Here is a 22211-nt window from a genome sequence, read left to right as displayed (position 1 = left end):
GGTGATTGAGCATGACATCAATTTCTTACAAGTTTTTAGAAGTGGGGAATCTCTCGAATGCGTCTGGCATTTTTGTCGGCACCAATGTCCAATGCAATGTGAGCGATGAGCGAAAAGTGAACCAGGCGTTTGGGAACCTCGGCGGCACGGATACCACAGTGACTGAATCAGTTCAGATGATTTTGGACGACGATACAGTTGATGGCCCAGCACCGTGAAAATAGCGCCGAATGTAGTGCTGTGATTTAGGAATTTGCCATTTTGTTGAGAAAGTAGATGTCTTTGTCGTGTTCCATGGTCTTGTGCTGGATGTATTCGACTGATCTTTTGACGTCCGTCATATTTTCACTCAGCTTGCCAACGTGTTGGTAAGTTGCATCAAGTTTTTTCTCGACGCCATCGAGTCGTTGGTCAATCTGGCTAAGATGCTTGTCGACGCCATCGAGCCGTTGGTCAATCTGGCTAAGATGCTTGTCGACGCCATCGAGTCGTTGGTCAATCTGGTCGAAGCGCTTGTCGACGCCATCGAGCCGTTGGTCAACCTGGTCGAAGCGCTTGTCGACGCCATCGAGTCGTTGGTCAACCTGGCTAAGATGCTTGTCAACGCCATCGAGTCGTTGGTCAACCTGGTCGAAGCGCTTGTCAACGTCATTGAGCCGTTGGTCAACCTGGTCGAAGCGCTTGTCAACGCCATCGAGCCGTTGGTCAACCTGGTCGAAGCGCTTGTCAACGTCATTGAGCCGTTGGTCAACCTGATCGAAGCGCTTGTCAACGCCATCGAGTCGTTGGTCAACCTGTTCGAACCGTTGGTCAACTTTTAGAAACCCTTGCTTTAATTCACTTTGAATGTTTTCCAAAAAGGCTTTCAATTCAACGTCCACCAAAAGACCTCCCCCGTCTATGTTTGCCAATTACAGTATATCATGATGAGGTAGGGCGGGGGACTCTTTTTAGCTGCCAGTGGTTGTTAAATATGGTGTATTGGTGAGCAAATAGGTGGAGACGGCAACTATACAACCATAAAATATGTCTACGGAAATACAGTGTATTCTGATTTCAGTTATCACAGTAGCTTACAGGCGGCTGAGATGGCTGTTTCGATGCGTGTGTATCCCGGTGGAGGGATGGATGAAGCCCCTAAGGTGCAAAAACGAAACGTAGGGCTGACAACCTCGAAGAGGGTCAGTCTACAACTCTATTTTCCGCCATCAAAGGCGCGTTTCGCAACTCTACCACCGTCCCAAGCTCATCCCGTTCAGTTTTCGGTATGTCGCTGGGGTGACGCCAGTGTATTTCTTAAAGGTCCGATGAAAGTGCGGCAAGCTTTCAAAACCACAGTTTTCGCATACGGTGGCCACCTTTGCGTCGGTGTTGATGAGCAATTCTTTCGCCAAGATCATGCGCTTGGTCGTGATGTAGTCGACGAGATTCAAGCCGACGAACCGTTTGAATGCCCGGCTGAGATGGGATTGGCTGATCATGGCCACATTGGCGAGTTCTCCTAAAGTGATGGTGTGCTGCAAATGGTTTTCAATATGTTGCAGGACGTCCTTAAACCAAGCGGGGCTGGTGAGCGCAATGGAGGTCTCCTGCGATTTTTGGCGATCCGCCCGCATGAAGCGTATCAACATCAACTGTAATGTAAGGGCGATGATTTGCTGATACCCTGTTTGCGGCTGCAAGCACTCCTTGTAGATGGATTCCAGTTGTGCTTCTGCAGTGCCTTGCTCCGCCTTGGTCAGGCGAAATTGGTAGACGTTTTTGCTCCGATTGCCTTCTATGTTCTGAAGGATGGAAAACCCATCGCCAAAAAACGGGTTTTGCAACAACATCGCGTCGAAAAAAACGGCAGTGGAGGTCACTGGATTTTCAGCGTTCGGGATTGCGTGGTGAATTGTGTTCCCTGGAATGACGAATAAATCCCCCCGACACATATCGAGTAACGTATTGTCGATAAAAAAGGTCCCTAGTCCGTTATACACGTAGACAATTTCATATCTGTCGTGCAAGTGATCTGGGAGTTCACTTGCGGGATCCTTCGTATCCTGGTAAACCATGCGGAAGGGGAAAGAGACATCTGACAGCGCAATTTCACGGATTGGCATCATATGTTCACCATTTCTTCAAAATTTCTCACTTTATCATACCGCAAAATAGAGTATGTACTTGGTGGATTTCGCAATTCAAATGCGGCAACTGAATTCATATAATTCAGAAGTACATATTTTGAACGCTATCGGAGGTTTCCCAAATGAAATTACGCTATCGAACACCTGCCGTAACATGGACGGATACGCTTCCGATTGGCAACGGCAGGTTGGGCGCGATGGTGTTTGGCGGTGTCAAAAAAGAGCATTTGCAGTTGAATGAGGACACGTTGTGGTCCGGTGGACCCAAGGAATACAACAATCCATCAGCAAAGGACATTTTGCCAGAGGTTCGGCGTTTGATTTTTGCCGGGCAATACGTGAAGGCCGATCAACTTTGCAAACAAATGATGGGGCCTTACAACCAATCCTATCAGCCATTGGGTGACCTGTATATCCAATTTCACCATGACGGGGACGGCACAGATTATGAGCGAAGTCTGGATTTACAGACAGCGACCACTCGTGTTCAATACCGCATCGGAGAGGTCGTTTACCATCGTGAAATATTCGCTTCTTACCCAGATCAGGTCGTGGTGATGCACCTGTCGGCAAGTCGCCCTGGTATGTTAAATTTTACGGCCACCATGGCGAGCGAACACAAATATCAAATCACGCCGCTCGGTAAAGCATTGCAAATGAACGGGATATGCCCAGAGCACGTGAATCCCAATTACTATCACAGTGAAAACGCTATCGTATACGGTGAATTTGGCGCGACAAAGGCCATGTCCTTTGAAGGGCGATTGGGTGTCAGTCTGCAGGCGGGCACGGTCAGCGCCGATGCGCAAGGGTTGCACGTGGAGGATGGCACGGAGGTGACTATCTTCTTTAGTGCTGCAACCAGTTTTAAGGGATTTGATGCAGTGCCGGATCGGGATCCATCGCCAATTGCGCGTGCGTACTTGGCAAACGCGATGCAAAAGTCGCATGCGGAGCTGTACAAGTCGCATGTCGCAGATTATCAGACTTTGTTCAAGCGGGTGGAATTTGAGCTTGGACCGTCTGACGTGCCGGAAGATATGCCGACGGATCGACGGATTGTCGAATATGGCGTGAAAGATCCGCACTTGGTTGAGCTGTTGTTTCAGTATGGGCGGTACTTGATGATTGCCAGTTCGCGTCCGGGCACACAGCCAGCCAATTTGCAAGGAATATGGAACCATGAAATTCAGCCGCCTTGGAGCAGTAACTGGACGCTGAACATCAATACAGAAATGAACTATTGGCATGTGGAGACCTGTAATTTGTCAGAGTGTCATGAAGCGTTGTTTGACTACATGCAAAATCTTGCGCATAACGGCGCAAAAACAGCGGAAGTCAATTATGGCTGCCGCGGTTGGACAGCTCATCACAACGGCGATATATGGTGTCAGGCTGCGCCAGTTGGCGGTTATGGCCACGGCGATGCGTCCTGGACCATGTGGCCGATGTCTGCGGCGTGGCTCTGCCAGCATCTCTGGGAACACTATGCATTCAATCAAGATGCAACATTTTTGCGTGAGCAGGCGTATCCATTGATGAAGTCGGCCGCTTTCTTCTATTTGGACTGGCTGATTGAAGACGGAAAAGGGCATATGGTCACCGCGCCTTCGACTTCTCCCGAGCACAAGTTCCGCACGGCAAGCGGTGAACTGGCAGCGGTCAGCATGGCCTCCACCATGGATATGTCCTTGATATGGGATTTGTTCACAAATTGCATAGCTGCGTCAGCCGTTCTGCAATGTGATGAAATTTTGCGCAATCAATGGATTGAAACAAGAGGAAAGTTGTTGCCCATGCAGATTGGCAAGCATGGACAACTGCAGGAGTGGTTTGAAGACTTTGATGACGAAGATGTACATCATCGCCATGTCTCCCACTTGTTTGGCGTTTATCCTGGACATCAAATTACAGAAGGGGACAATCCGGCATACTTCGCAGCGGCGCGGCAGTCGCTGGAACGGCGGGACGATGGGGGCACAGGCTGGAGTTTAGCGTGGAAGATTGGCCTTTGGGCTCGCTTTAAAGACGGGGATAGAGCTCATCGGATGATTGCCAATCTCCTGCGCTTGGTCACTGGAGATGAACACAACTACCACTCGGGGGGCGTCTATACCAACTTGTTTGATGCGCATCCCCCATTCCAAATCGATGGGAATTTTGGTTTTACCGCTGGCGTGGCCGAAATGTTGCTGCAATCGCACACCGGCGTACTTCAATTGTTGCCAGCCCTGCCTGAAGTGTGGCCGACAGGGCGCGTGAGCGGCCTCAAAGCAAGAGGTGGCTTCCAGGTCGATATCAAATGGGAAAACGGCGTTTTGCAGGAAGCGGAGATCCGTTCAGCGTCTGGCGGTCGTTGTCTTATACAGTCGGGCGTCCCGATGCTGGTCGAATCTGCCGCGGGCGGTACGCCTGTCGATCCGTTGGAGAATGGGACGGTCTCCTTCGAGACGGAGGTTGGTCAAAGCTATCGTTTAAAGCGCGTACAATCGGCGATCACGTTGAACGAATGAAGTCGACAGCGTCAAAGGGGATGAGATGATGCCGAGCAAACCACGCCCATTATTGAACCACACACAGCTTGATGCGAACCAACGCGCACTGTTTGAGTCTGCGCGAACAAGTCCGGTGAAAATCCTGCAAATTGGGGAAGGGAATTTTCTGCGCGGTTTTTTCGACTGGATGGTGCACACCTGTCGTAAACAGGGGTTATACGACGGCAGCATCGTCGTCACACAGCCACGTCCTGCTGGCGCTCAAAAGCTTGCTGATCTGCGACGCCAAGAAGGATTGTACACACTGCTCACCCGCGGCTTGGAACAGGGGAAACTGGTCGAGCAAAGTGAAGTCATTTCGGTGTTTAGCGATGCCGTAGATCCTTATGCAACGTGGTCAGAATTCCTCTCCCTAGCGGAAAATCCCCACCTGGAGGTCGTTGTGTCGAATACGACCGAGGCAGGGTTAGCTTACGTGCCAACGCCGTTTACAGGTGATCAACCGCTGGTATCGTTTCCTGCACGGCTCACGGCGTTCTTATTTCGGCGCTTCTCGCACTTTGAAGGCGCAGCAGACAAGGGACTCGTGCTGTTGCCGTGCGAGCTTTTGGAGCATAACGGGGATCTGCTGCGCACTGGCGTCTTGCGGCATAGTGCGGATTGGGGCTTGCCAGATGAATTTGTGGCGTGGGTGAAACATCACAATCGGTTTCTCAATTCATTGGTGGATCGGATTGTGACGGGTTACCCCACAGATGAGGCTGCACAGTTGTTTGCAGATTGGGGATATGAAGACGCTTTTTTAAATACGGCAGAACCCTATCATTTTTGGGCGATTGAGGGGGATGAACGTCTCGCAAAACTGCTCCCGTTTCAACAAGCCGGCCTCAATGTGCATTGGGTAGAAGACCTAGAGCCGTACCACGTGCGCAAAGTTCGCATTCTGAATGGGGCGCACACGCTGATGACCCCACTTGGCTTGTTGCGCGGGTTTCATCACGTGCGTGAAATCATGGAAGATACGCGCCTGCGACGTTTCGTCCAAACAGCCATCGAAGGCGAAATCATGCCTGTGCTCGCGCTGGACGCAGAGGAATTGCAAGCTTATGCAGACACGGTGTTTGAGCGGTTTTGCAATCCGTTCATCCAACATCGGCTGTTGGATATCGCCATGAACAGCATCAGTAAATTCCGCGTGCGCTTGCTTCCTTCCCTACTCGATTTTCAAACGAAGACAGGCGCGCTCCCAACGCACATCGTGGAGGCGCTGGCAGCGCTCGTGCGCTTGTACAAATGTCGTCAAACCGAAGCAGGCTATGTCGGCGCGCGGCTCAACGGAGAAATTTATCCCCTTCGCGATGAGCCAGCGGTCCTGCAGTTTTTTGCGACGTTGTGGTCGCGCCATGACACCAAAGAGATTTCGCTTGACGAAGTCGGGGTGCACACACTTGCGAATGTTGAGTTATGGGGGACGGATTTGACGCAAGTCGATGGCTTGGCGGATTTACTAGGCAAGCATCTTGCGGAATATCAATGACGCAAAATTTGAGAGAAGGAACAGGTGTCCTTATGAGAACAATTGTGTGTGAACAACCGAAGCAGTTCAAAATGATTGAACTTGCCAAACCCACCCGTCGCAAAGCAGAAGCGCTGGTCCGGGTGCGGCGCATTGGCATCTGCGGGACAGATATTCACGCGTACTACGGGAATCAACCCTATTTTGCCTATCCGCGGATACTCGGGCATGAACTGTCTGGCGTGATCGAAGAAGTCGATGCGAATCCTCATGGGTTTCAAAAGGGAGATCAAGTCGCTGTCATTCCCTATATGCACTGTGGAACATGTATCGCTTGTCGATCCGGCAAAACCAACTGTTGTACTGATTTGAAAGTGCTGGGTGTGCACATGGATGGTGGGATGTGCGAATGGATATCTGTTCCGTTGGATCATCTCATCCAAACCAATGCATTGACACTCGATGAGTCTGCGATTTTAGAGCCGTTGAGCATTGGGGCGCATGCTGTGCGGAGATCGCAACTGCAAAAAGATGAAGTGGTATTGGTCATTGGCGCAGGGCCCATTGGGCTTGGTGTGATGGCGTTTGCCAAACAGCGTGGCGCAAAAGTGCTGGTGATGGACATCAATGAGGAACGGCTCGCCTTTTGTCAGAAATGGGCCAATGTGGACGGGCTTGTGCATGCAGCGGGGCAACCGGCTGTCGAGATCGAAAAATGGACGGATGGGGACATGCCGACCGTTGTGTTTGATGCGACAGGGAATGCGCGCTCGATGGAGGCAGCGCTACAGTATGTGGCGCATGGTGGCAAACTGGTGTTTGTCGGTTTGGTCAAGGACAATGTGGCCTTGTCGGATCCAGAATTGCACAAGCGGGAACTGACATTGCTGGGGAGCCGCAACGCGACGCGCGCGGATTTTGACGTCGTTTTGCAAGCAGTCCGCGAGGGTGTCATTGACGCGCAGTTGTACGTGACACACCACGTCAACTTTGCCGATTTCGTCGATGAATTCGAAGGATTGACCAAACCTGAATCCCATGTGATCAAGGCCGTTGTCGAGATCGAATAAAATCGCGTTGTCCATTTCGATCACGCCTCCTATGGCAACATCAATCCGGCAACGGCGTTTGGCTTTGAACCGCATCGACTTCGAGCCATCTCATGGCATATTGGCCAGGCGTGCAACCCGTACGTTCTTTAAATTGGCGGATGAAGTGGAACTCGTTGGTATAGCCGACGAGTTCTGCCACGCTTTTGACGGTTAAGGCCGTGTTCGTCAGCAAATGCTTTGCCTTCTCCAGTCGGGCGCGTATCAGATCCTCTTTGGCGCTGGTTTCAAACAACTCCTTATAGCGCACAGAGAATCTCGAATCGCTGAGACCGGCCATATTGGCCAAGTCGCGGATGGTCCATGGCAGCTCGACCTGACGCAGCATTTCGGCGCGTATTTGTTTGAATTTCTCCAAGGTGGCCGCCTGGGCGGGATTGGCCTTTGTATGGCGCGCGGTTTTCAGATCCCGGGCCAGCTTGGCGAAAAACTGCAGTGTCAGGCCATCGATGGCGTCTTGCCAGTGCAAGTCCTTGCGCATGTGTTCGGTGAGCAATTCGTTGATAAACAAAGCGATGAACGTCGGCGCAAAGGGATAGAAAATCTGGTTGTAGGGAAATTCCCATTGGGTCAGCAAGCGTGGCATTTCATCGCACGTAAAATGAAACCAATGGTGCTGTAGTTCGTGGTTCGGTGAATGAAACCATTGTGGGCAGTCTGGTGTATAGAGAATGCAAGCATTTGGTTCAGTGGTCACCAACTGATGCTGCTGTTGGATATCCACACTGGAGAGAAAGTGCAGAAACAGATAGTCCCCGCTTCCCTTTGGTCTGTCAATCATGAACCCTTGCCTGTCTGACACGTCAAAGCCAATGCGATGCATCGTAAAATGAGCCATTGTGCGCGAAAACCCTTCCTATCATCCCTGTGTTCTATTTATTGTCCAATATAGAGATCGCAAAAGAAAACATCAATAAAAGAGTCGTTAAATGCATTGTGAAATCGGACGCTCAACTATATTTTGTAGTTGATTACGTAAATCAAATCTGCATAGTTCACTATGCTTCTAAGTGGAGATGATTCAGATGAATACAAACTTTAGACCGCCTGCGGTGCCACTGGTAACGGTCGATCCCTATTTGAGTGTGTGGTCGCCTGCGGACGCTTTGTATGACGATCACACAGTGCATTGGACAGGGCAGCGCAACGGGATGATGGGCATGCTTATGATTGACGGCGTACCTTGGCGTTTCATCGGAAAATGCGGCTTGGCTGACACGCCTGCTCACAATACGGGGGAAGCCATCGGCATGGCGCAAACGCGCCTGGAGGTGCAACCGCTTTCCAGCACCTACACATTTCAAGCTGGCGGCGTTGAACTGGTCGTGGACTTTACCACGCCGCTCCTCCTAGATGAGCTTGAAATTCTGTCTCGACCAGCGTCTTATATCACATTTCGCGCGCGGGCAATCGATGGCCAGCAACACGATGTCAAATTGTATTTTGATATTACGGGTGAATGGTGTGTCAATACACCGGATCAACAAGTGACTTGGGGCCGTACGGACAATGAACAATTTACGGCGATGTACATGGGGACAACCACGCAGGATGTCCTGGGACACAGCGGCGATGATATTCGAATTGATTGGGGGCACGTCTATCTTGCCATTCCGAGCACATACAGCGCCGTCGCGAAAACGGTGATTGCCTCGCACGAAGTCCGTCGAAACTTTATGAAGGACGGGGATATCGGGCAGCAAGATGAACAAGGCCCACAGACGGTTGGGGAACGTCTGCCTGTGATGGCGACGGTGTTGGATATGTCTTGCGCGGCGGGAGAATCGACGGATCGACACTTGTTGGTGGCTTATGATGATGTCGCTTCCATCGAATATTTCCAAAAACCGCTTCCGGCCTATTGGCGGCGAAATGGAGCTTCCTTCACCGCGATGTTGGGGAGTGCAGTGGCCGAGTATGCGGATATCATGCAAAGGTGCGGTCGTTTCAACACGCAACTGCTGCAGTCGGGAACGGCCGCGGGGGGAGCGGCATACGCGCAGATGCTGGCTCTTGCCTATCGCCAAGCGATTGCCGCACACAAATTGGTCGCAGACGAAAACGGGGATATTCTCTTCTTCTCGAAAGAGTGTTTCAGCAATGGCTGTATGGCGACGGTCGATGTGAGTTATCCGTCCATTCCGCTGTTCTTGCTCTACAATCCTGAACTCATCAAGGGGATGATGCGCCCAGTTTTTCGGTTTGCTGCGACGGCAGATTGGAAGTTTGATTTTGCCCCGCACGATGTAGGCGTTTACCCGAAAGCCAATGGTCAAGTGTACGGCTTAAACCGGGAAAAGAAACTCCTCCTCGAACTGCAAATGCCCGTCGAAGAGTGCGGCAACATGCTCATCATGATGGCGGCTGTGTGTGTGGCGGAGGGAAATGCTGACTTCGCGCGGGACAACTGGGCGTTGCTCAGCAAATGGAATGCGTATCTCGTAGAATATGGCCAGGATCCAGGCAACCAACTGTGTACAGATGATTTCGCCGGGCATCTGGCGCACAACACCAACTTGTCTGTTAAAGCGATCATGGGAGTCGCCGGATATGCCCTGTTGTGCAACATGCTTGGCAAAGACGACGAAGGGGAGAAATGCCTCAACACGGCGCGGAAGATGGCCCAAAAGTGGGAGGAGACAGCCCGTGAGGGAGATCACTATAAACTCACTTTTGTGGATGCAGACACCTGGAGCCTCAAGTACAACATGATTTGGGATCAGCTGTTTGAGCTTCACTTGTTCCCTGAAGAGGTGAAGCAGCGGGAGGTCAACTACTATATCAAGCAACAAGACAGATATGGCATACCGCTGGACAGCCGCAGGCACTATACCAAAACGGATTGGCTTGTCTGGGCAGCATCATTGGCCACATCTGCAGCGGATTTCCAGGCTCTTATTCAACCGCTCTACGATTTTCTCAACGCCAGTCCCAGCCGCGTGCCATTTACCGATTGGTATAGCACGACGGATCGCACACAACAGTCGTTCCAGCATCGCTCTGTCATCGGTGGCATCTTTATGAAGTTGCTGGTGGAGAAAGGGCTTGCGCGGTAGGGGAAAACATGATTTGTAAAATAATGACATTGAAAAAGAACCGAAGCCATTCTATGCTTCGGTTCTTTTTTTCTAATGGCAGTTGTCGAAATGCCACACATCCACAGCCAATGTTAAATGCCGTTGACCATGCATCAAGGTGATGTAAGTATAAGTAAATAATCTGTGTATAGGACTTTTTATCTTTGCTTTTGGTGTTGCTCTGGTTTGATGTGCTTGATATCTGTGCCGAATTGCGAAATTGAATAAAAATGATGAAACGAGGTAGATGCAACTGAACATAATATCGCTTGTTACAGAGATTTATCAACTGAATCCTATGAGAAATATTCGTTGTAGTTGTTCAATGTTTTTGATATTTCTTCTTAATTCTAAGATATAAATCTGTGTTCTAGTTGATTTAATGGATTAAAAACCTAAAAATAATTTTTTATTAATCATGAAACAACACATTGAAATTGTATTAATATTTGAATATGATTGAATTGTTTAATTTGATTTTTGTTTAATTGCGGTTAGTATTGTGTGAACATTCTGGCTTCTGATGCAAGTCTTCTTGAGCGGAGGTGATGAAATGGATCTTAAAAACATTGAAATGTGAAAGATAAGATTTAAGAAAACGATTTCATTGAGTTTAAGGGAAATGGATAAGGGTAAATAGGGGGGGGGGATGTAATGTTGTCAAACATCGGTATACCTGGGCTTATTCTCATTTTGGTCATCACTTTGATTGTTTTTGGACCAAAGAAATTACCTGAAATCGGTAAATCATTTGGGAATACGTTGAAAGAATTCAAAAGCGCCACAAGAAACTTGGCCATCGATGAGGATGAAGAGCAAGTGTCTATGAGGACTGAGGTTCGTGCAGAGGAAACCAAAACGTCTGATGTTTCATCTGAGAGTCAAGTGTAATTTAAGTTGCACTGGCCTCAGTTTTTGGAATGGAGGGTAGAGATGGCAAAGTCAGCACGGAAAACGAGTGTTGTCAAGAATTTGATGACCTCCAATATAGAGACTGATACAGAGGGTGAGTCATTCGCTGTAATGAGTTGGGTGGAGCATCTGGAAGAATTACGAAAACGAATCATGATCATTTTGGGGGTATTTATCGTTTGCCTCATTGTGTCATTGATTTTCGTCAACCATATCTATCATTTCTTAATTGGTGCCATGGATGGTCACCGCCTTACTGTCCTAAGCCCTGGTGAAGTGATTGGCGTATACATGACGATTGCTGGCGGCACGGCCATCGGCGTGACACTGCCTTTTGCGGTATGGCAGTCATGGATATTTGTTCGACAAGGACTGACAAAGCGTGAACAAAAAATCATAGTCCGCTTTGTCCCGATGACTGTGCTTGTCTTTATTGGTGGAGCTTGTTTCGGATATTTCGTAGTATTCCACTTGGTTTATCATTTTTTGCTTAATCTTGCGCAGAAAAACTTCAGCACAATGATTACGGCGGGGAACTATTTTGGTTTTATGGGGAGAATCGTCATTCCGTTCGGGTTTCTCTTTGAGATGCCTATCGTCATGATGTTTCTGGCGAGAATTGGGGTGCTAACACCGAGGCACTTAGCGAAAGCTCGAAAATATGCATACCTCGTCATGGTTGTCATTGCTTCTATTTTAAGCCCTCCGGAGTTCATCTCACATATTAGTGTAGCGGCTCCGCTGATTTTGCTTTACGAAATCAGCGTGTCTGTGGCGAAGATTGCTTATCGGAGGCGGCAGACAGAAATGGACGAGTATGAGGAAAATCGTCGCACTACGGCTTGACGTGCGCTCATGGCGTATATCAAAGAAGGAGGGAATAGGGAATGTTATCCAACATTGGCGTTCCAGGTTTCATTTTGATTTTGGTCATCGCTTTGGTGGTTTTTGGTCCAAAGAAACTTCCTGACTTCGGGAAATCACTGGGACGAACACTATCAGAGTTCAAACGCGCAACTCAGGGCATTACGACGGATGACGAGACGGAAACGAAAGCGGAGAAACCAGAACAGACAAAGAAACCGTAAGTCCTTTCCGAATCGAAGTAGCAGGGTATATCACAGGCTTTATTTATCTATACCGTCGGGCAGGAGCTTATTCACTAGTGAAATTTAGATGCGGAGGCCATCGTTGATGAGGAGCAAAGTCGTAGCGAATTGCTGCTCCTAAGCGAGTGCGACAGTGTAGAAGGCAAAGTCGCAGATGGAAACCAATTTCTCCGCACTTACAGCCATTTTGGTAAAGAGGGTGTGTCTCATGGCAACTCGTAAAATTGGTGCTTCACAACATTCAGAGGACGACGAAATGTTTGATCGCAGAGAGGCAGTACGGCAACTTGGTGTGTCTTTCGTTGCGGTTGGGAGTGTGCTCCTTTTCCCGAAATGGCTTAAAAATGTAGTCCGCAACGTAGATGGCGCAAGTGAGGGAGATTGGTCATCTGATCCAGTCAATGCGTTTTCCGATGAAACACCGTTTGTCAAAAGGAATTTAGAATCGAACGACGCACCATAAGAGTCTAAGTTTTTAGCCGATAAGACTTGAGGGTACTTGTCGATATGATTGAATGCTTTCCAAACGATACATTGATTTGCATTAGGAGGTATGGGTAATGAAGCAAAAATGGAAGGAAGTTTCAGCAAATCATCAAGCTGAGAAGGTAGGTATTACACGGCGGCAAATGCTTGGTACCATGGCGGCAGGCATCGGAGGTATTGTTGCGGGGGGGATAACAACACCAACTGCACTCGCGACAACACAAACATCGTCAAGTTCTGTCAAGAAATCGGAACCGAATAAAAACAAAGGTCCATTTAACCCTTCCACGGCTCGAATAAAAACCCTTTTTGGTATCGGTTACGAGACATGGTTTGTACCAGGCGGGGTAACATGGAATACACGGGAGGCAACACCAAAACTAGGCACTTACAGATCGGATGACCCGAATGTTATTAATCAACATGCACAGTGGTTGGTAGATGCAGGGTATGACTTTATTTTGGTGGATTGGTCGAATAACCTAGGGGGGAATTGGACCAATGGGACGGCTCAAGCCATTATAGGAGGCACCGACGCGGTATTTCAACAATATAACAAGATACAAAAACACCCCAAGATTGCTCTACTTCTTGGATTGGATGATGGAGGAGAAGTAGGAACAGACCATTGGAACGAACAGATTGCCCTCATTAAGCAAAACTACTTGAATAACCCTCAATATAATGCAATATTGCAGCAGTATAAGGACAAGCCGTTACTAATCGTCTATATGGGACCTAGTGCTGGGGCAATTCCTGATTGGGATGATTCCGACTTTACTGTTCGTTGGCAAGGCGCACTTTACAATGGAAATATCGGGCCAGCTGATGGAAAGTGGAGCTGGATCGATAATGCGCCCACACTATATGGTCCCCAAACGAGTGTGTCTAATTTTGCGGTTGATGGTTTTAAAGGATGGAATGCGGATTCTGCTTGGCAAGTTGTCCAGAACGGAAGTGATAAATTTGGGCGCACTTCTCCAAATGGGGGCTTTGCAGATACTCGGGTAAACGGTGACGCGGCCACGGGGATTCTGACGAGTCCGTCATTTGAAATCACGGGCGCGTTCTTTTTCTTTTACGCAGCGGGGTATGACAAACCAGATAATAGTGGCAAACAAAACTTCTTCTATTTGAAAGATGCTTCTACGGGACAAATCTTGAAGCAAATGCATGCACCAGGCGAAGATATTTTTATTCCTGTGTTTTGGGATGTCAGAGCATTTTCAGGACGAAAAGTAATTTTTGAAGCTGTCGACGGAAATGCAGGGGCTGATCACGCTTGGTTGGCGTGCTCTGGTCTGGTTCAAATACAAAATGAATTTTCTGTGGCGCAGACAGGGATATTCGGAAGTGGCTCGACAGGTATGAATGGTTGGACAAATTGGAATGCAGAACGACGCCTTTCTGGAGCGACGCTCGTGCGGTATATGCAAGAGGTGTTTACCTTTGAACCAGATGTGGCGCTTGTTCAACAGTGGAACGAGTTTGGTCAAACAGATCAACTGACAGTTGAGGGAAGCAACGACATTGAGCCAACTGTCGTCAACAATTTAGATGGTCCAAATTCGGATGGGTGGGGTTTCTATTATCTCAATCTAGTCAAAGCGTTGATTCAACAATATCGCCAGGGACGACCTATTCCAGATGTAGAACTCGACTTGCGATATCCGTAATTCACCAGACAATGTAGAGCGTTTGGTAATGCAAACGGATTTTCATAGGAGGCATAGAAGATGAATGTCCAAAAGGAAGGTAGTAGCTCAAATAACGAGCAAAATGGTACAAAGGTTACTCGTCGTAAAGTGTTGGGTGTGATGACGGCGGGTGTTGGTAGCATGCTAGCTGCTGGTGCTCTGGAAACTCCGACTGCTTTGGCCAATTCCATCGTGTCAGATAAGAAAATAAAGTCAGGAAAAATGAATGTCACTTCCAATTCAGCGAGACAAAAAACATTGTTTGCCATGGGGTATCAAACAAGTTTTATGCCTGGCGTAAATGAGTGGGCAACACGTGAGGCTACACCGAAGCTGGGACTCTATCGCTCAGATGACCCGAATGTGATTACACAGCATGCAAAATGGCTCATTGATGCGGGTGTAGATTTTATTCTCATCGACTGGTCTGATAATCTAGGCGACAACTGGAGCAATGGTGTAGCACAACAAATTATGAACGCAACGGACTCAGTTTTTAACCAATATGCGAAGTTGGGTGAAGGTTCAAAACAACAGGCTCATCCAAAAATTTCTTTGATGCTCGGATTGGATAATGGTCAAGTGAACACCACGAATTTTCGTGCGCAAATCTCACGAATTAAGAAGACTTATTTGAACGATCCGCAGTATAAGCCGATTCTACAGCAGTATGATGGCAAACCGCTATTACTGATATTTCGTGGCACAAATGCTACAGGCAATCCGCCAGATTGGACGGATGATGCTTTTACCGTCAGATGGATGACCGCTTATCATGAAATTAGTGGAGACACTGCCGGACAGTGGAGTTGGATAGATCGAACGCCGCTCATGAGCGGCACACAAACACGAATTTCTCAATTTGCAGGGGATTCAGTGTCTGAGACCGCGAACAACGGAGCATGGCAAGCACTTCAACCAGGTCACACGTATGGCCAGTCATTTACATTCACTTACGGCAATTTGACTCAAGTTACAGCGTTGTTAGCGACGTACGGCACGACAGACTCCGGTGTGACATTTACTTTATATAAGGGTGATCCGGAGACGGCTTTGACTAAGGTGGCAAGTAAGGACCTTACGAACATGGCCGACAACAGTTGGTATACATTGAGCTGTGATCCACAACCAGCTGGCACCTACTACATGGAAATTTCCAATCCTATAGACAGTCCGACTTGGTGGTATCACCAAGGAACGGATAGCACCGTCATCGGTTCTGCTTATGTGGATCGTCAGCCACAATCGAATCTGACTGCTGTTTTCCGTACTGGGATCGTCGGGCAGGGGTTGGCGGGGTGGAAGGCAGATCCTTCATGGACACTTGTGGTGAATGGGGAGGATTCTTCAGGACGAACTTCACCGGATGGGGCTTTTGCTGATACGCATTCGTCTGGGGATAGTGCAACAGGGAGCATCACAAGTTCGTCCTTCGCTATTACTGGAACCTCCATTGTCTTCAATGCAGCTGGGCATGACGATGTGGACAACAGTGGCAATCAATGTTGGTATTACCTGAAGAATGCGACTACGGGGCAAACGTTGAGAAAAGCGCATACTCCGGGCAGTGACTCTTTCCAGGAGATTCAATGGGATGTACACGATTTAACTGGGCAAACGGTCGTCTTTCAGGCGGTAGATAACAATTCGAATGGCTGGATTGCGTTCTCAGGTGTCCAACAGATCTACGCGGAATTTTCAGTTGCAACATGTGCGATTGGTGGCAATGAATCGGGTGAGGCGAGTTGGCTGGCGCAGGATGCGAAACTTCGAATGTCTGGTATGACGCTTGTCCAATACATGCAAGGCATTTTCCGTTATCAACCTGATGTAGTTTTACTGCAACAGTGGAATAACTTTTCGAAACCGGATGAGCATAGCCCCACAGCAAGTAATGACATTGAACCGACGAATGTCAAAAAACTGAATGGGCCAAACTCGGATGGCTGGGATAACTATTACTTGCAGTTGATAAAAGAGATGATCAATCAGTACAGAACAGATAAGCCATATCCTGTAGTAGACATTGACTCCAAGTATCCTTGAGCGGAAATCGTGTCATTGAACAAGGTCATCTGTGAAAATCCAGACAAGATTCGAATCGCTTTCGGGAAGAGAATCATTACGCTTCCCGAAAGCACTAGAAAGCGATGAAGATGTTCTTGAAATTAGCCCAGTCTAGCGATTCATTTTGTCTTTACACATTCCCCCAGGTTTCCCTAAGCGACATACGCTTCAACTTTGACAATTGGCGCCGATTGTCAAAGTTCATTGTCTGTTTTAGTTTGTTTTATATGGGTGAAAATGAGGTTTTATGTCCATTTTATTTTGTTATTTGTTAAAATAGAACATAGAAGACGCTTAAACGGGTTGCTTCAGAAATTTAGCTTATAACGTTATGCAAATCTATACGGAGACTTGAGATGGATGGGAGCGTTACAAGATGCCAAGTTATCAGCATGCGAGCTACACTGGCGATAAGGTTATACTGGAGAACAATCTCCTGCGGGTGGAGGTGCACAAACGAATCACAGGTTGGGGATGGGTGGAGTTTTATACACCATCGGGCGAGTTCATGGGCGTGCTGGACCACCTAGGTGAAATCATGCTTAGAGATCAAGATGTTCCGATGCGTTTGGAAGCGGATGATGTTGAGCAAATGACGGGGGATTTTGGTCAAAGGCTCGTTTTTACAGTCAAATCGGTGATTGTCCAAGAAAAATTGCAGGGTACTTCATTTGAAAATTGGATCCACTATCCGGTTAAAGAGCATTGTCTCGAAGGAGAGGTCTCTCTTACGCTTTTGTCGAATGCACCACGTTTACAGGTCGAATTCAATCTCACATCTATGGCCAACTTAAATGCGAGGTATGTACGTGGTCCATGGTTAAAAGCTGGGGTAGATGCCTTTGGCGCGGACAAAGAGGATGCGATTTTTCCAGGTGTAGAATGGCTTCTTGACGATGAGTGGTCGAGCGGAACCGATTGGTTCAAAGATCCTTGGGCAAAACGTTTCGTTCCTCATCCCAATAAAGTAGCGATTCCTCTCATGGCAATCAGCCATCATGGCCAAGTGTTAGGAATTTCATGGAATCCCAATCAATTGGCAACCCAATGGTTTAATTATAGGAAGCATTATGCCCAGCCCGTGTTTGCGTCACCGAATTTTATCGACAGACAAAGTAGTCATCTAATGGGGCTTATGGTGCCAGATGTCGTGGAAGAATCAGAAGAAAACAAAGTGTATGCGGATGTTCCACTTGAATTACATCCAGGGCAAAAGATAAGGTTTGAAGCTGAAGTTTTCCTCCATAGGGGCACAAGCCTTGATGCTGTGGTGGAATGGGTCAAGCGTAAAGGAATGCCCGAGCCGCCATGTCCACGTTGGCCACTGGAAGAGGCGTTGCATCGAATTGCGGATGCCTATAACAGTCGCTTTTGGAAAGATGACATAGGATTTGGTAATCATCAGCATCCGGATTCATTCGGACCCTATGAGCCTCGTTTTCTCGAACTGTATTTAAGTCGGTACAGAGATACAGCCCTGGGAAGGGAATTGCAAAATAAGCTGGACTGGTGTCGACGGCAACCAAATTTCAGATCTCCATCGAAGCTGAGAGGACAGCGGATTGAGCGCATGAATCAGGCCGAACAGCTAAAATATGGAGAAGAATTGCTTGCATGGCAGTCTGAGGACGGTACTTTTCCGTTTGATCCCGACGGAAGACATTACTCTAAAGATGATTTTGTCGTCGCTCGCGCCTTTATAGAACCAATGGGGCTTTCTGGAGATACAGCACTCGCGATTTCTATGCTGCCTGCGATGGAACTAATGATGTTAGGCGAAACAACTGGTGAACATAAATTCCTTGATGGCGCGAAGAAGGCATTGGATGTTTGCCAAAAAATGCGCCGCCCTGAAGGAGGGGATTTTTGGGAAACGCCTTTACACAGCCCGAATCTTTTGGCTGCAGGTCACGCAGCCATTGCATATTACACGGGGTACAAGGTTTTTGGTGTGAAGGTGTATCGGCAGCAGGCGATTCGATGGCTCCGTTCACTGTTGCCATTTACTCATCTTTGGCAACCTAAACAAATCCCGTTGATGTATAACACGAAACCTTGTTTCTGCTCCAGTGACTGGTATTTTGCCAACTGGGTGCGAGATCATGTTCAATGGGAAATATTGGAAACATTTGCAACATCCATTGGTTTGGGCATTGATTGGGGAGAGGTTGATCCAGAAATCGATTGGCGCCGTTATCAAAAAGGGATCACCATCGCTGGTTTACGTTTTATGATCGACCATCAATTGGAAAACTGGCAGCCTCATAACATGCCTGAGACAGACGAGTTGTACAGACAGGGCTTGCTCGACGACACTTTTGCTGATACTCACAATAGTATAACGGGGAACTATGGCGGCATGGCCATCATGCCGGATCCGATTGCGATGAATTTACTTAAGGTTTTAGAGTCGTAATCGCTCCTTCCGAAAAACAATGACATCGCATTTATGAGAAACAGCGTAAACCATCTAAAAGAATCAAACGTGTTGATTGTCACGCCAAAGCGGGTGCGAGAAGGAGAAGACATGGGGAATATGTATCAACAATTTACAAATCCGAATAGCGAGTATCGAGGAAAACCTTTCTGGTCATGGAACGGGAAGCTCGATAAGGAGGAACTGATTCGGCAGATTTACGTGATGAAAGAAATGGGTTTTGGTGGATTTTTTATGCACTCAAGAACAGGATTAGTCACGGAGTATCTGGGAGATGAATGGTTTGAGCTCATCAATGCGTGTGCAGATGAAGCGGAAAAATTAGGGATGGAGGCGTGGCTGTATGACGAGGACAGGTGGCCGAGCGGAACTGCTGGTGGTATGGTCACACAAACTCCAGAGTATAGGTTAAAGTTCATCCGGTTACGGGTGGTTGCTGCACGCGACTTTGAGTGGTCGGAAAATCTTATTGCTGCGTTTTCTTGTCGATTGGATGGATTGAATTATGAACAGTGTGAGCAGTTGGACAGCAAAGTTTCATTTGTAGCTAGAGAAGGATTTAGTGTTTTGTGTTTTTCTGTTGAAGAAATGAAAAAAGAGAGCTTTTACAATGGTTATACGTATTTGGATACGATGAATGCAGAGGCAACAGCAAGGTTTCTTGAGCTTACACACGAGAAGTATAAAGCGTATTGCGGTGATAGGTTAGGGAAGTCGATTAAAGGGATCTTTACGGATGAACCACATCGTGGAGCGTTATTCGACGGTTTTGGTATTCACAATGAAGATGCACAGTGGTTAGCGCCTTGGACGTACTCTCTTTTTGCTGATTTCACTGGTAAATACGGCTACGATCTTGTTGCAAAATTGCCGGAACTATTTTTACGCCCCGGTGGTCAGGTTGTCTCCCAAGTAAAATGGCATTATGTCGAATTGTTACAGGAGTTATTTCTCAATAACTATGCAAAACCTTTAAACGCATGGTGTGAAGAAAATAATCTGGTTTTGACCGGGCATATCTTGCATGAAGACAGTCTAACTGCGCAAGTCGCGATGTCTGGCTCTGTGATGCGATATTACGAACATATGGGGCACCCAGGGGTTGATGTGTTATCAGAAGGCAACAAAAACTTTTGGATTGTCAAACAGCTGTCTTCAGCAGCGAGGCAACTTGGTAAGAGGTGGTTGCTGTCGGAATTATATGGTTGTACAGGATGGCAGATGTCGTTTGAGTCACATAAAGCGGTGGGAGACTGGCAGGCGTTGTTTGGCATCAATCTCCGTTGTCATCACTTGTCGTGGTATACGATGGAAGGCGAAGCGAAACGTGATTTTCCGGCAAGCATCTTGCACCAGTCGACATGGTGGCAAGATTATGATTATGTCGAAACTTATTTTTCGCGACTTGGATACATGATGATGCAAGGTAAACCGGTTTGTGATGTTTTAGTTATCAATCCAGTTGAGAGTGTTTGGTGCCAAGTTTATCCAGGGTGGTCAAAAGGGCTCTCCACGACTTCTTCAGCGATTCAAGCATTAGAGGAAACGTACCAGAAGATGTTCCATATTCTTGCTGGTTCGCAAATTGACTTTGACTACGGTGATGAAGACATGATTCACCGATTACATCGAATTGAAATAGATGAAATAGGACGTCCTATATTATGGGTTGGAGAGGCGAACTACAAAGTGGTTGTGATTGCCGGTGTCACGACGATTCGTTTAACCACACTCCAAGTACTGCAGAAATTTGCGAAGTTAGGGGGACAGGTAGTTTTTGTCGGTGACGTGCCGACATATGTCGATGCGTTGGCTTCGGACGAAGCCAAACACTTTGCAGCAACAGTTGTAACAGTACCCTTTGAGATGGAGGCAGTTGTTGCGGCATGTACTACTCAAGGTGCACCAAGCGTCAGGGTCATTGATGCAGGAACAGGAGAGACTATCCAAGATATCTACAGTCAAGTACGGGTTTACGAAAATCGGCATATTGTGCTATTAATGAACGTCAATCGTGAACATGGATATCAAAACGCACGCATTCAATTTCCGCTTGTGAATGGCGGTTTTGTCGAGGAATGGGACTGTGTGAATGGGACAAAAAAACGAATGCTATCGGAGCATCTCGAAGACATAGTAGAAGTTTGTGTGGACTTCCCACCGACGGGTGAACATTTATTTGTCCAGTTGACAGAACAAGAAGATGGCATTTTTGAAGAAACGCAAAGTGAAGTGGAAGTCATTGGCGAATTTGAGGGCTCGTATAACTATCGACTGAGCGAACCAAACGTCTGTGTGTTGGATATAGCTAGATATCGTGTAGATGCTGGAGAATGGCAAACTCAAAAAGAGATTCTTAAAGTGGATAGAGAGATTCGCGAGCATTTTGGCATGAAACCGCGCGGCGGAGAGATGATTCAACCTTGGTATGCCAAGACCGAATGGCCAAAATGCAAGTGTCAATTGACGTTGGCCTTTGACTTCGAGATCGACAAGCTACCAAGTAGCGATGTTGAAGTCGTCTTGGAAGCGCCCGAATTGTTCCAAGTTGAAATCAATGGGCACGGCATTGATACGAGCAATCCACGCGGTTGGTGGATCGATAGGTGCTTTAAGCGTATTTCAGTATCGACGGACATTCTGCAAGTGGGCACTAACACAGTGCAGCTATCCGTATCATTTCATGATGCGGTGAATTTGGAAGCCATTTATCTTCTTGGTGAGTTTGGGGTGCAGATTGACAGAGCGAGAAAAATCATTACTGGTTTACCTGAGAAACTGGAAATTGGCGATGTCACAGGGCAGGGGCTACCATTTTACTCGGGTGTCATTACTTATATTTTAGAGCCAGGAATGGTGCCTGATCAAAGTGAAAACGTGTTGCTTGCCTTCTCCGAATTCGAAGCGGCATACATCAAAGTTCACTCGCAACAGAGTGGTGGAAAAATGATCGCATGGCAACCCTATGAGATAGATATTACCGAGGAGATCAGAAATGGCTGGCCAATTGAGGTGGATGTCGTATTGACGAGGCGAAACACGTTTGGCCCACTGCACATGGTGCCTGTATATGCTGGTGTTAGGTTAAAAGTGTGGACACAACGAATCAAGAATGTGAAAATAAGTAAATTGATTCGAGGTGTCTACGATGACAAAACAATACGATGCAGATTTCAA

General features: G+C 47.6%; 16 protein-coding genes. 13 read left to right on the top strand and 3 right to left on the bottom strand.

Annotated features, from left to right (window positions below):
- Positions 1–11: 11 nt before the first annotated feature.
- Positions 12–218 (top strand): hypothetical protein, encoded by a 207-nt coding sequence (locus ACFSB2_RS23215; protein WP_377945488.1) that lies wholly within the window; start codon positions 12–14, stop codon positions 216–218.
- Positions 219–245: 27 nt separating this feature from the next.
- Here the strand turns inward: ACFSB2_RS23215 and ACFSB2_RS23210 are convergent, their stop codons facing one another.
- Together ACFSB2_RS23210 and ACFSB2_RS23205 are read right to left on the bottom strand one after the other, a co-directional pair.
- Positions 246–881, bottom strand: coding sequence for an LA_3659 family protein (locus ACFSB2_RS23210; protein ID WP_377945487.1), 636 nt, complete (start codon positions 879–881; stop codon positions 246–248).
- A gap of 348 nt (positions 882–1229) precedes the next feature.
- Entirely contained in the window at positions 1230–2105 is an 876-nt protein-coding gene (locus ACFSB2_RS23205) for an AraC family transcriptional regulator (protein WP_377945486.1), read from the bottom strand.
- Positions 2106–2251: 146 nt separating this feature from the next.
- On the opposite strand from ACFSB2_RS23205, the gene ACFSB2_RS23200 reads away from it, so the two are divergent.
- The 3 genes from ACFSB2_RS23200 to ACFSB2_RS23190 are packed head-to-tail and all read left to right on the top strand — an operon-like array spanning position 2252 to position 7210.
- A complete protein-coding gene (locus ACFSB2_RS23200) occupies positions 2252–4642 on the top strand; it encodes a glycoside hydrolase family 95 protein (RefSeq protein ID WP_377945485.1) in 2391 nt (796 codons plus the stop codon).
- A 28-nt stretch (positions 4643–4670) separates the two neighbouring features.
- Positions 4671–6161: a tagaturonate reductase gene (locus ACFSB2_RS23195; RefSeq protein ID WP_377945484.1), complete on the top strand. Its 1491-nt coding sequence runs from the start codon at positions 4671–4673 to the stop codon at positions 6159–6161.
- Positions 6162–6193: 32 nt separating this feature from the next.
- Positions 6194–7210: a zinc-binding alcohol dehydrogenase family protein gene (locus tag ACFSB2_RS23190; protein ID WP_377945483.1), complete on the top strand. Its 1017-nt coding sequence runs from the start codon at positions 6194–6196 to the stop codon at positions 7208–7210.
- Positions 7211–7250: 40 nt separating this feature from the next.
- Here the strand turns inward: ACFSB2_RS23190 and ACFSB2_RS23185 are convergent, their stop codons facing one another.
- The gene (locus ACFSB2_RS23185) at positions 7251–8087 is read right to left on the bottom strand and encodes a helix-turn-helix transcriptional regulator (RefSeq protein WP_377945482.1); all 837 of its coding nucleotides are present in this window, start codon (positions 8085–8087) and stop codon (positions 7251–7253) included.
- Positions 8088–8274: 187 nt separating this feature from the next.
- Between ACFSB2_RS23185 and ACFSB2_RS23180 the strand changes: the two genes are divergently transcribed.
- From ACFSB2_RS23180 to ACFSB2_RS23140, 9 genes are all read left to right on the top strand, one after another.
- Entirely contained in the window at positions 8275–10305 is a 2031-nt protein-coding gene (locus ACFSB2_RS23180; protein ID WP_377945481.1) for a glutaminase family protein, read from the top strand.
- A 675-nt stretch (positions 10306–10980) separates the two neighbouring features.
- Positions 10981–11217 carry a twin-arginine translocase TatA/TatE family subunit gene (locus ACFSB2_RS23175; RefSeq protein WP_377945480.1) on the top strand — a complete coding sequence of 79 codons (237 nt, stop codon included), beginning with the start codon at positions 10981–10983 and terminating at the stop codon, positions 11215–11217.
- Positions 11218–11259: 42 nt separating this feature from the next.
- Positions 11260–12084, top strand: coding sequence for a twin-arginine translocase subunit TatC (gene tatC / locus ACFSB2_RS23170; RefSeq protein WP_377945479.1), 825 nt, complete (start codon positions 11260–11262; stop codon positions 12082–12084).
- A 41-nt stretch (positions 12085–12125) separates the two neighbouring features.
- On the top strand, positions 12126–12326 hold the full coding sequence (locus tag ACFSB2_RS23165) for a twin-arginine translocase TatA/TatE family subunit (protein WP_377945478.1): 201 nt from the start codon (positions 12126–12128) through the stop codon (positions 12324–12326).
- Between the two features lie 229 nt (positions 12327–12555).
- Positions 12556–12810 (top strand): hypothetical protein, encoded by a 255-nt coding sequence (locus ACFSB2_RS23160; RefSeq protein WP_377945477.1) that lies wholly within the window; start codon positions 12556–12558, stop codon positions 12808–12810.
- A 97-nt stretch (positions 12811–12907) separates the two neighbouring features.
- The gene (locus ACFSB2_RS23155; RefSeq protein ID WP_377945476.1) at positions 12908–14509 is read left to right on the top strand and encodes a hypothetical protein; all 1602 of its coding nucleotides are present in this window, start codon (positions 12908–12910) and stop codon (positions 14507–14509) included.
- 60 nt (positions 14510–14569) lie between these two features.
- Entirely contained in the window at positions 14570–16576 is a 2007-nt protein-coding gene (locus tag ACFSB2_RS23150; protein WP_377945475.1) for a glycoside hydrolase family 71/99 protein, read from the top strand.
- Between the two features lie 397 nt (positions 16577–16973).
- Complete coding sequence (locus ACFSB2_RS23145) at positions 16974–19013, top strand: hypothetical protein (protein WP_377945474.1); 2040 nt, start codon at positions 16974–16976, stop codon at positions 19011–19013.
- Positions 19014–19046: 33 nt separating this feature from the next.
- Positions 19047–22211, top strand: a 3165-nt coding sequence (locus tag ACFSB2_RS23140; protein WP_377945473.1) for a glycosyl hydrolase, incomplete at its 3' end; no start/stop codon positions are given.

Origin of the sequence: Alicyclobacillus fodiniaquatilis (assembly GCF_042678105.1) — a bacterium.
Lineage (GTDB): Bacteria > Bacillota > Bacilli > Alicyclobacillales > Alicyclobacillaceae > Alicyclobacillus > Alicyclobacillus fodiniaquatilis.
This window is presented reverse-complemented; position numbering and strand designations above follow the sequence as displayed.

What these genes read in the sequence shown, in the direction of transcription:
- ACFSB2_RS23215 (WP_377945488.1), top strand. Translation starts at nt 12, where the DNA reads ATGACATCAATTTCTTACAAGTTTTTAGAAGTGGGGAATCTCTCGAAT.
- ACFSB2_RS23145 (WP_377945474.1), top strand. Translation starts at nt 16,974, where the DNA reads ATGCCAAGTTATCAGCATGCGAGCTACACTGGCGATAAGGTTATACTG.
- ACFSB2_RS23195 (WP_377945484.1), top strand. Translation starts at nt 4,671, where the DNA reads ATGCCGAGCAAACCACGCCCATTATTGAACCACACACAGCTTGATGCG.
- tatC (WP_377945479.1), top strand. Translation starts at nt 11,260, where the DNA reads ATGGCAAAGTCAGCACGGAAAACGAGTGTTGTCAAGAATTTGATGACC.
- ACFSB2_RS23165 (WP_377945478.1), top strand. Translation starts at nt 12,126, where the DNA reads ATGTTATCCAACATTGGCGTTCCAGGTTTCATTTTGATTTTGGTCATC.
- ACFSB2_RS23160 (WP_377945477.1), top strand. Translation starts at nt 12,556, where the DNA reads ATGGCAACTCGTAAAATTGGTGCTTCACAACATTCAGAGGACGACGAA.
- ACFSB2_RS23150 (WP_377945475.1), top strand. Translation starts at nt 14,570, where the DNA reads ATGAATGTCCAAAAGGAAGGTAGTAGCTCAAATAACGAGCAAAATGGT.
- ACFSB2_RS23180 (WP_377945481.1), top strand. Translation starts at nt 8,275, where the DNA reads ATGAATACAAACTTTAGACCGCCTGCGGTGCCACTGGTAACGGTCGAT.
- ACFSB2_RS23190 (WP_377945483.1), top strand. Translation starts at nt 6,194, where the DNA reads ATGAGAACAATTGTGTGTGAACAACCGAAGCAGTTCAAAATGATTGAA.
- ACFSB2_RS23155 (WP_377945476.1), top strand. Translation starts at nt 12,908, where the DNA reads ATGAAGCAAAAATGGAAGGAAGTTTCAGCAAATCATCAAGCTGAGAAG.
- ACFSB2_RS23205 (WP_377945486.1), bottom strand. Translation starts at nt 2,105, where the DNA reads ATGCCAATCCGTGAAATTGCGCTGTCAGATGTCTCTTTCCCCTTCCGC.
- ACFSB2_RS23175 (WP_377945480.1), top strand. Translation starts at nt 10,981, where the DNA reads ATGTTGTCAAACATCGGTATACCTGGGCTTATTCTCATTTTGGTCATC.
- ACFSB2_RS23185 (WP_377945482.1), bottom strand. Translation starts at nt 8,087, where the DNA reads ATGGCTCATTTTACGATGCATCGCATTGGCTTTGACGTGTCAGACAGG.
- ACFSB2_RS23200 (WP_377945485.1), top strand. Translation starts at nt 2,252, where the DNA reads ATGAAATTACGCTATCGAACACCTGCCGTAACATGGACGGATACGCTT.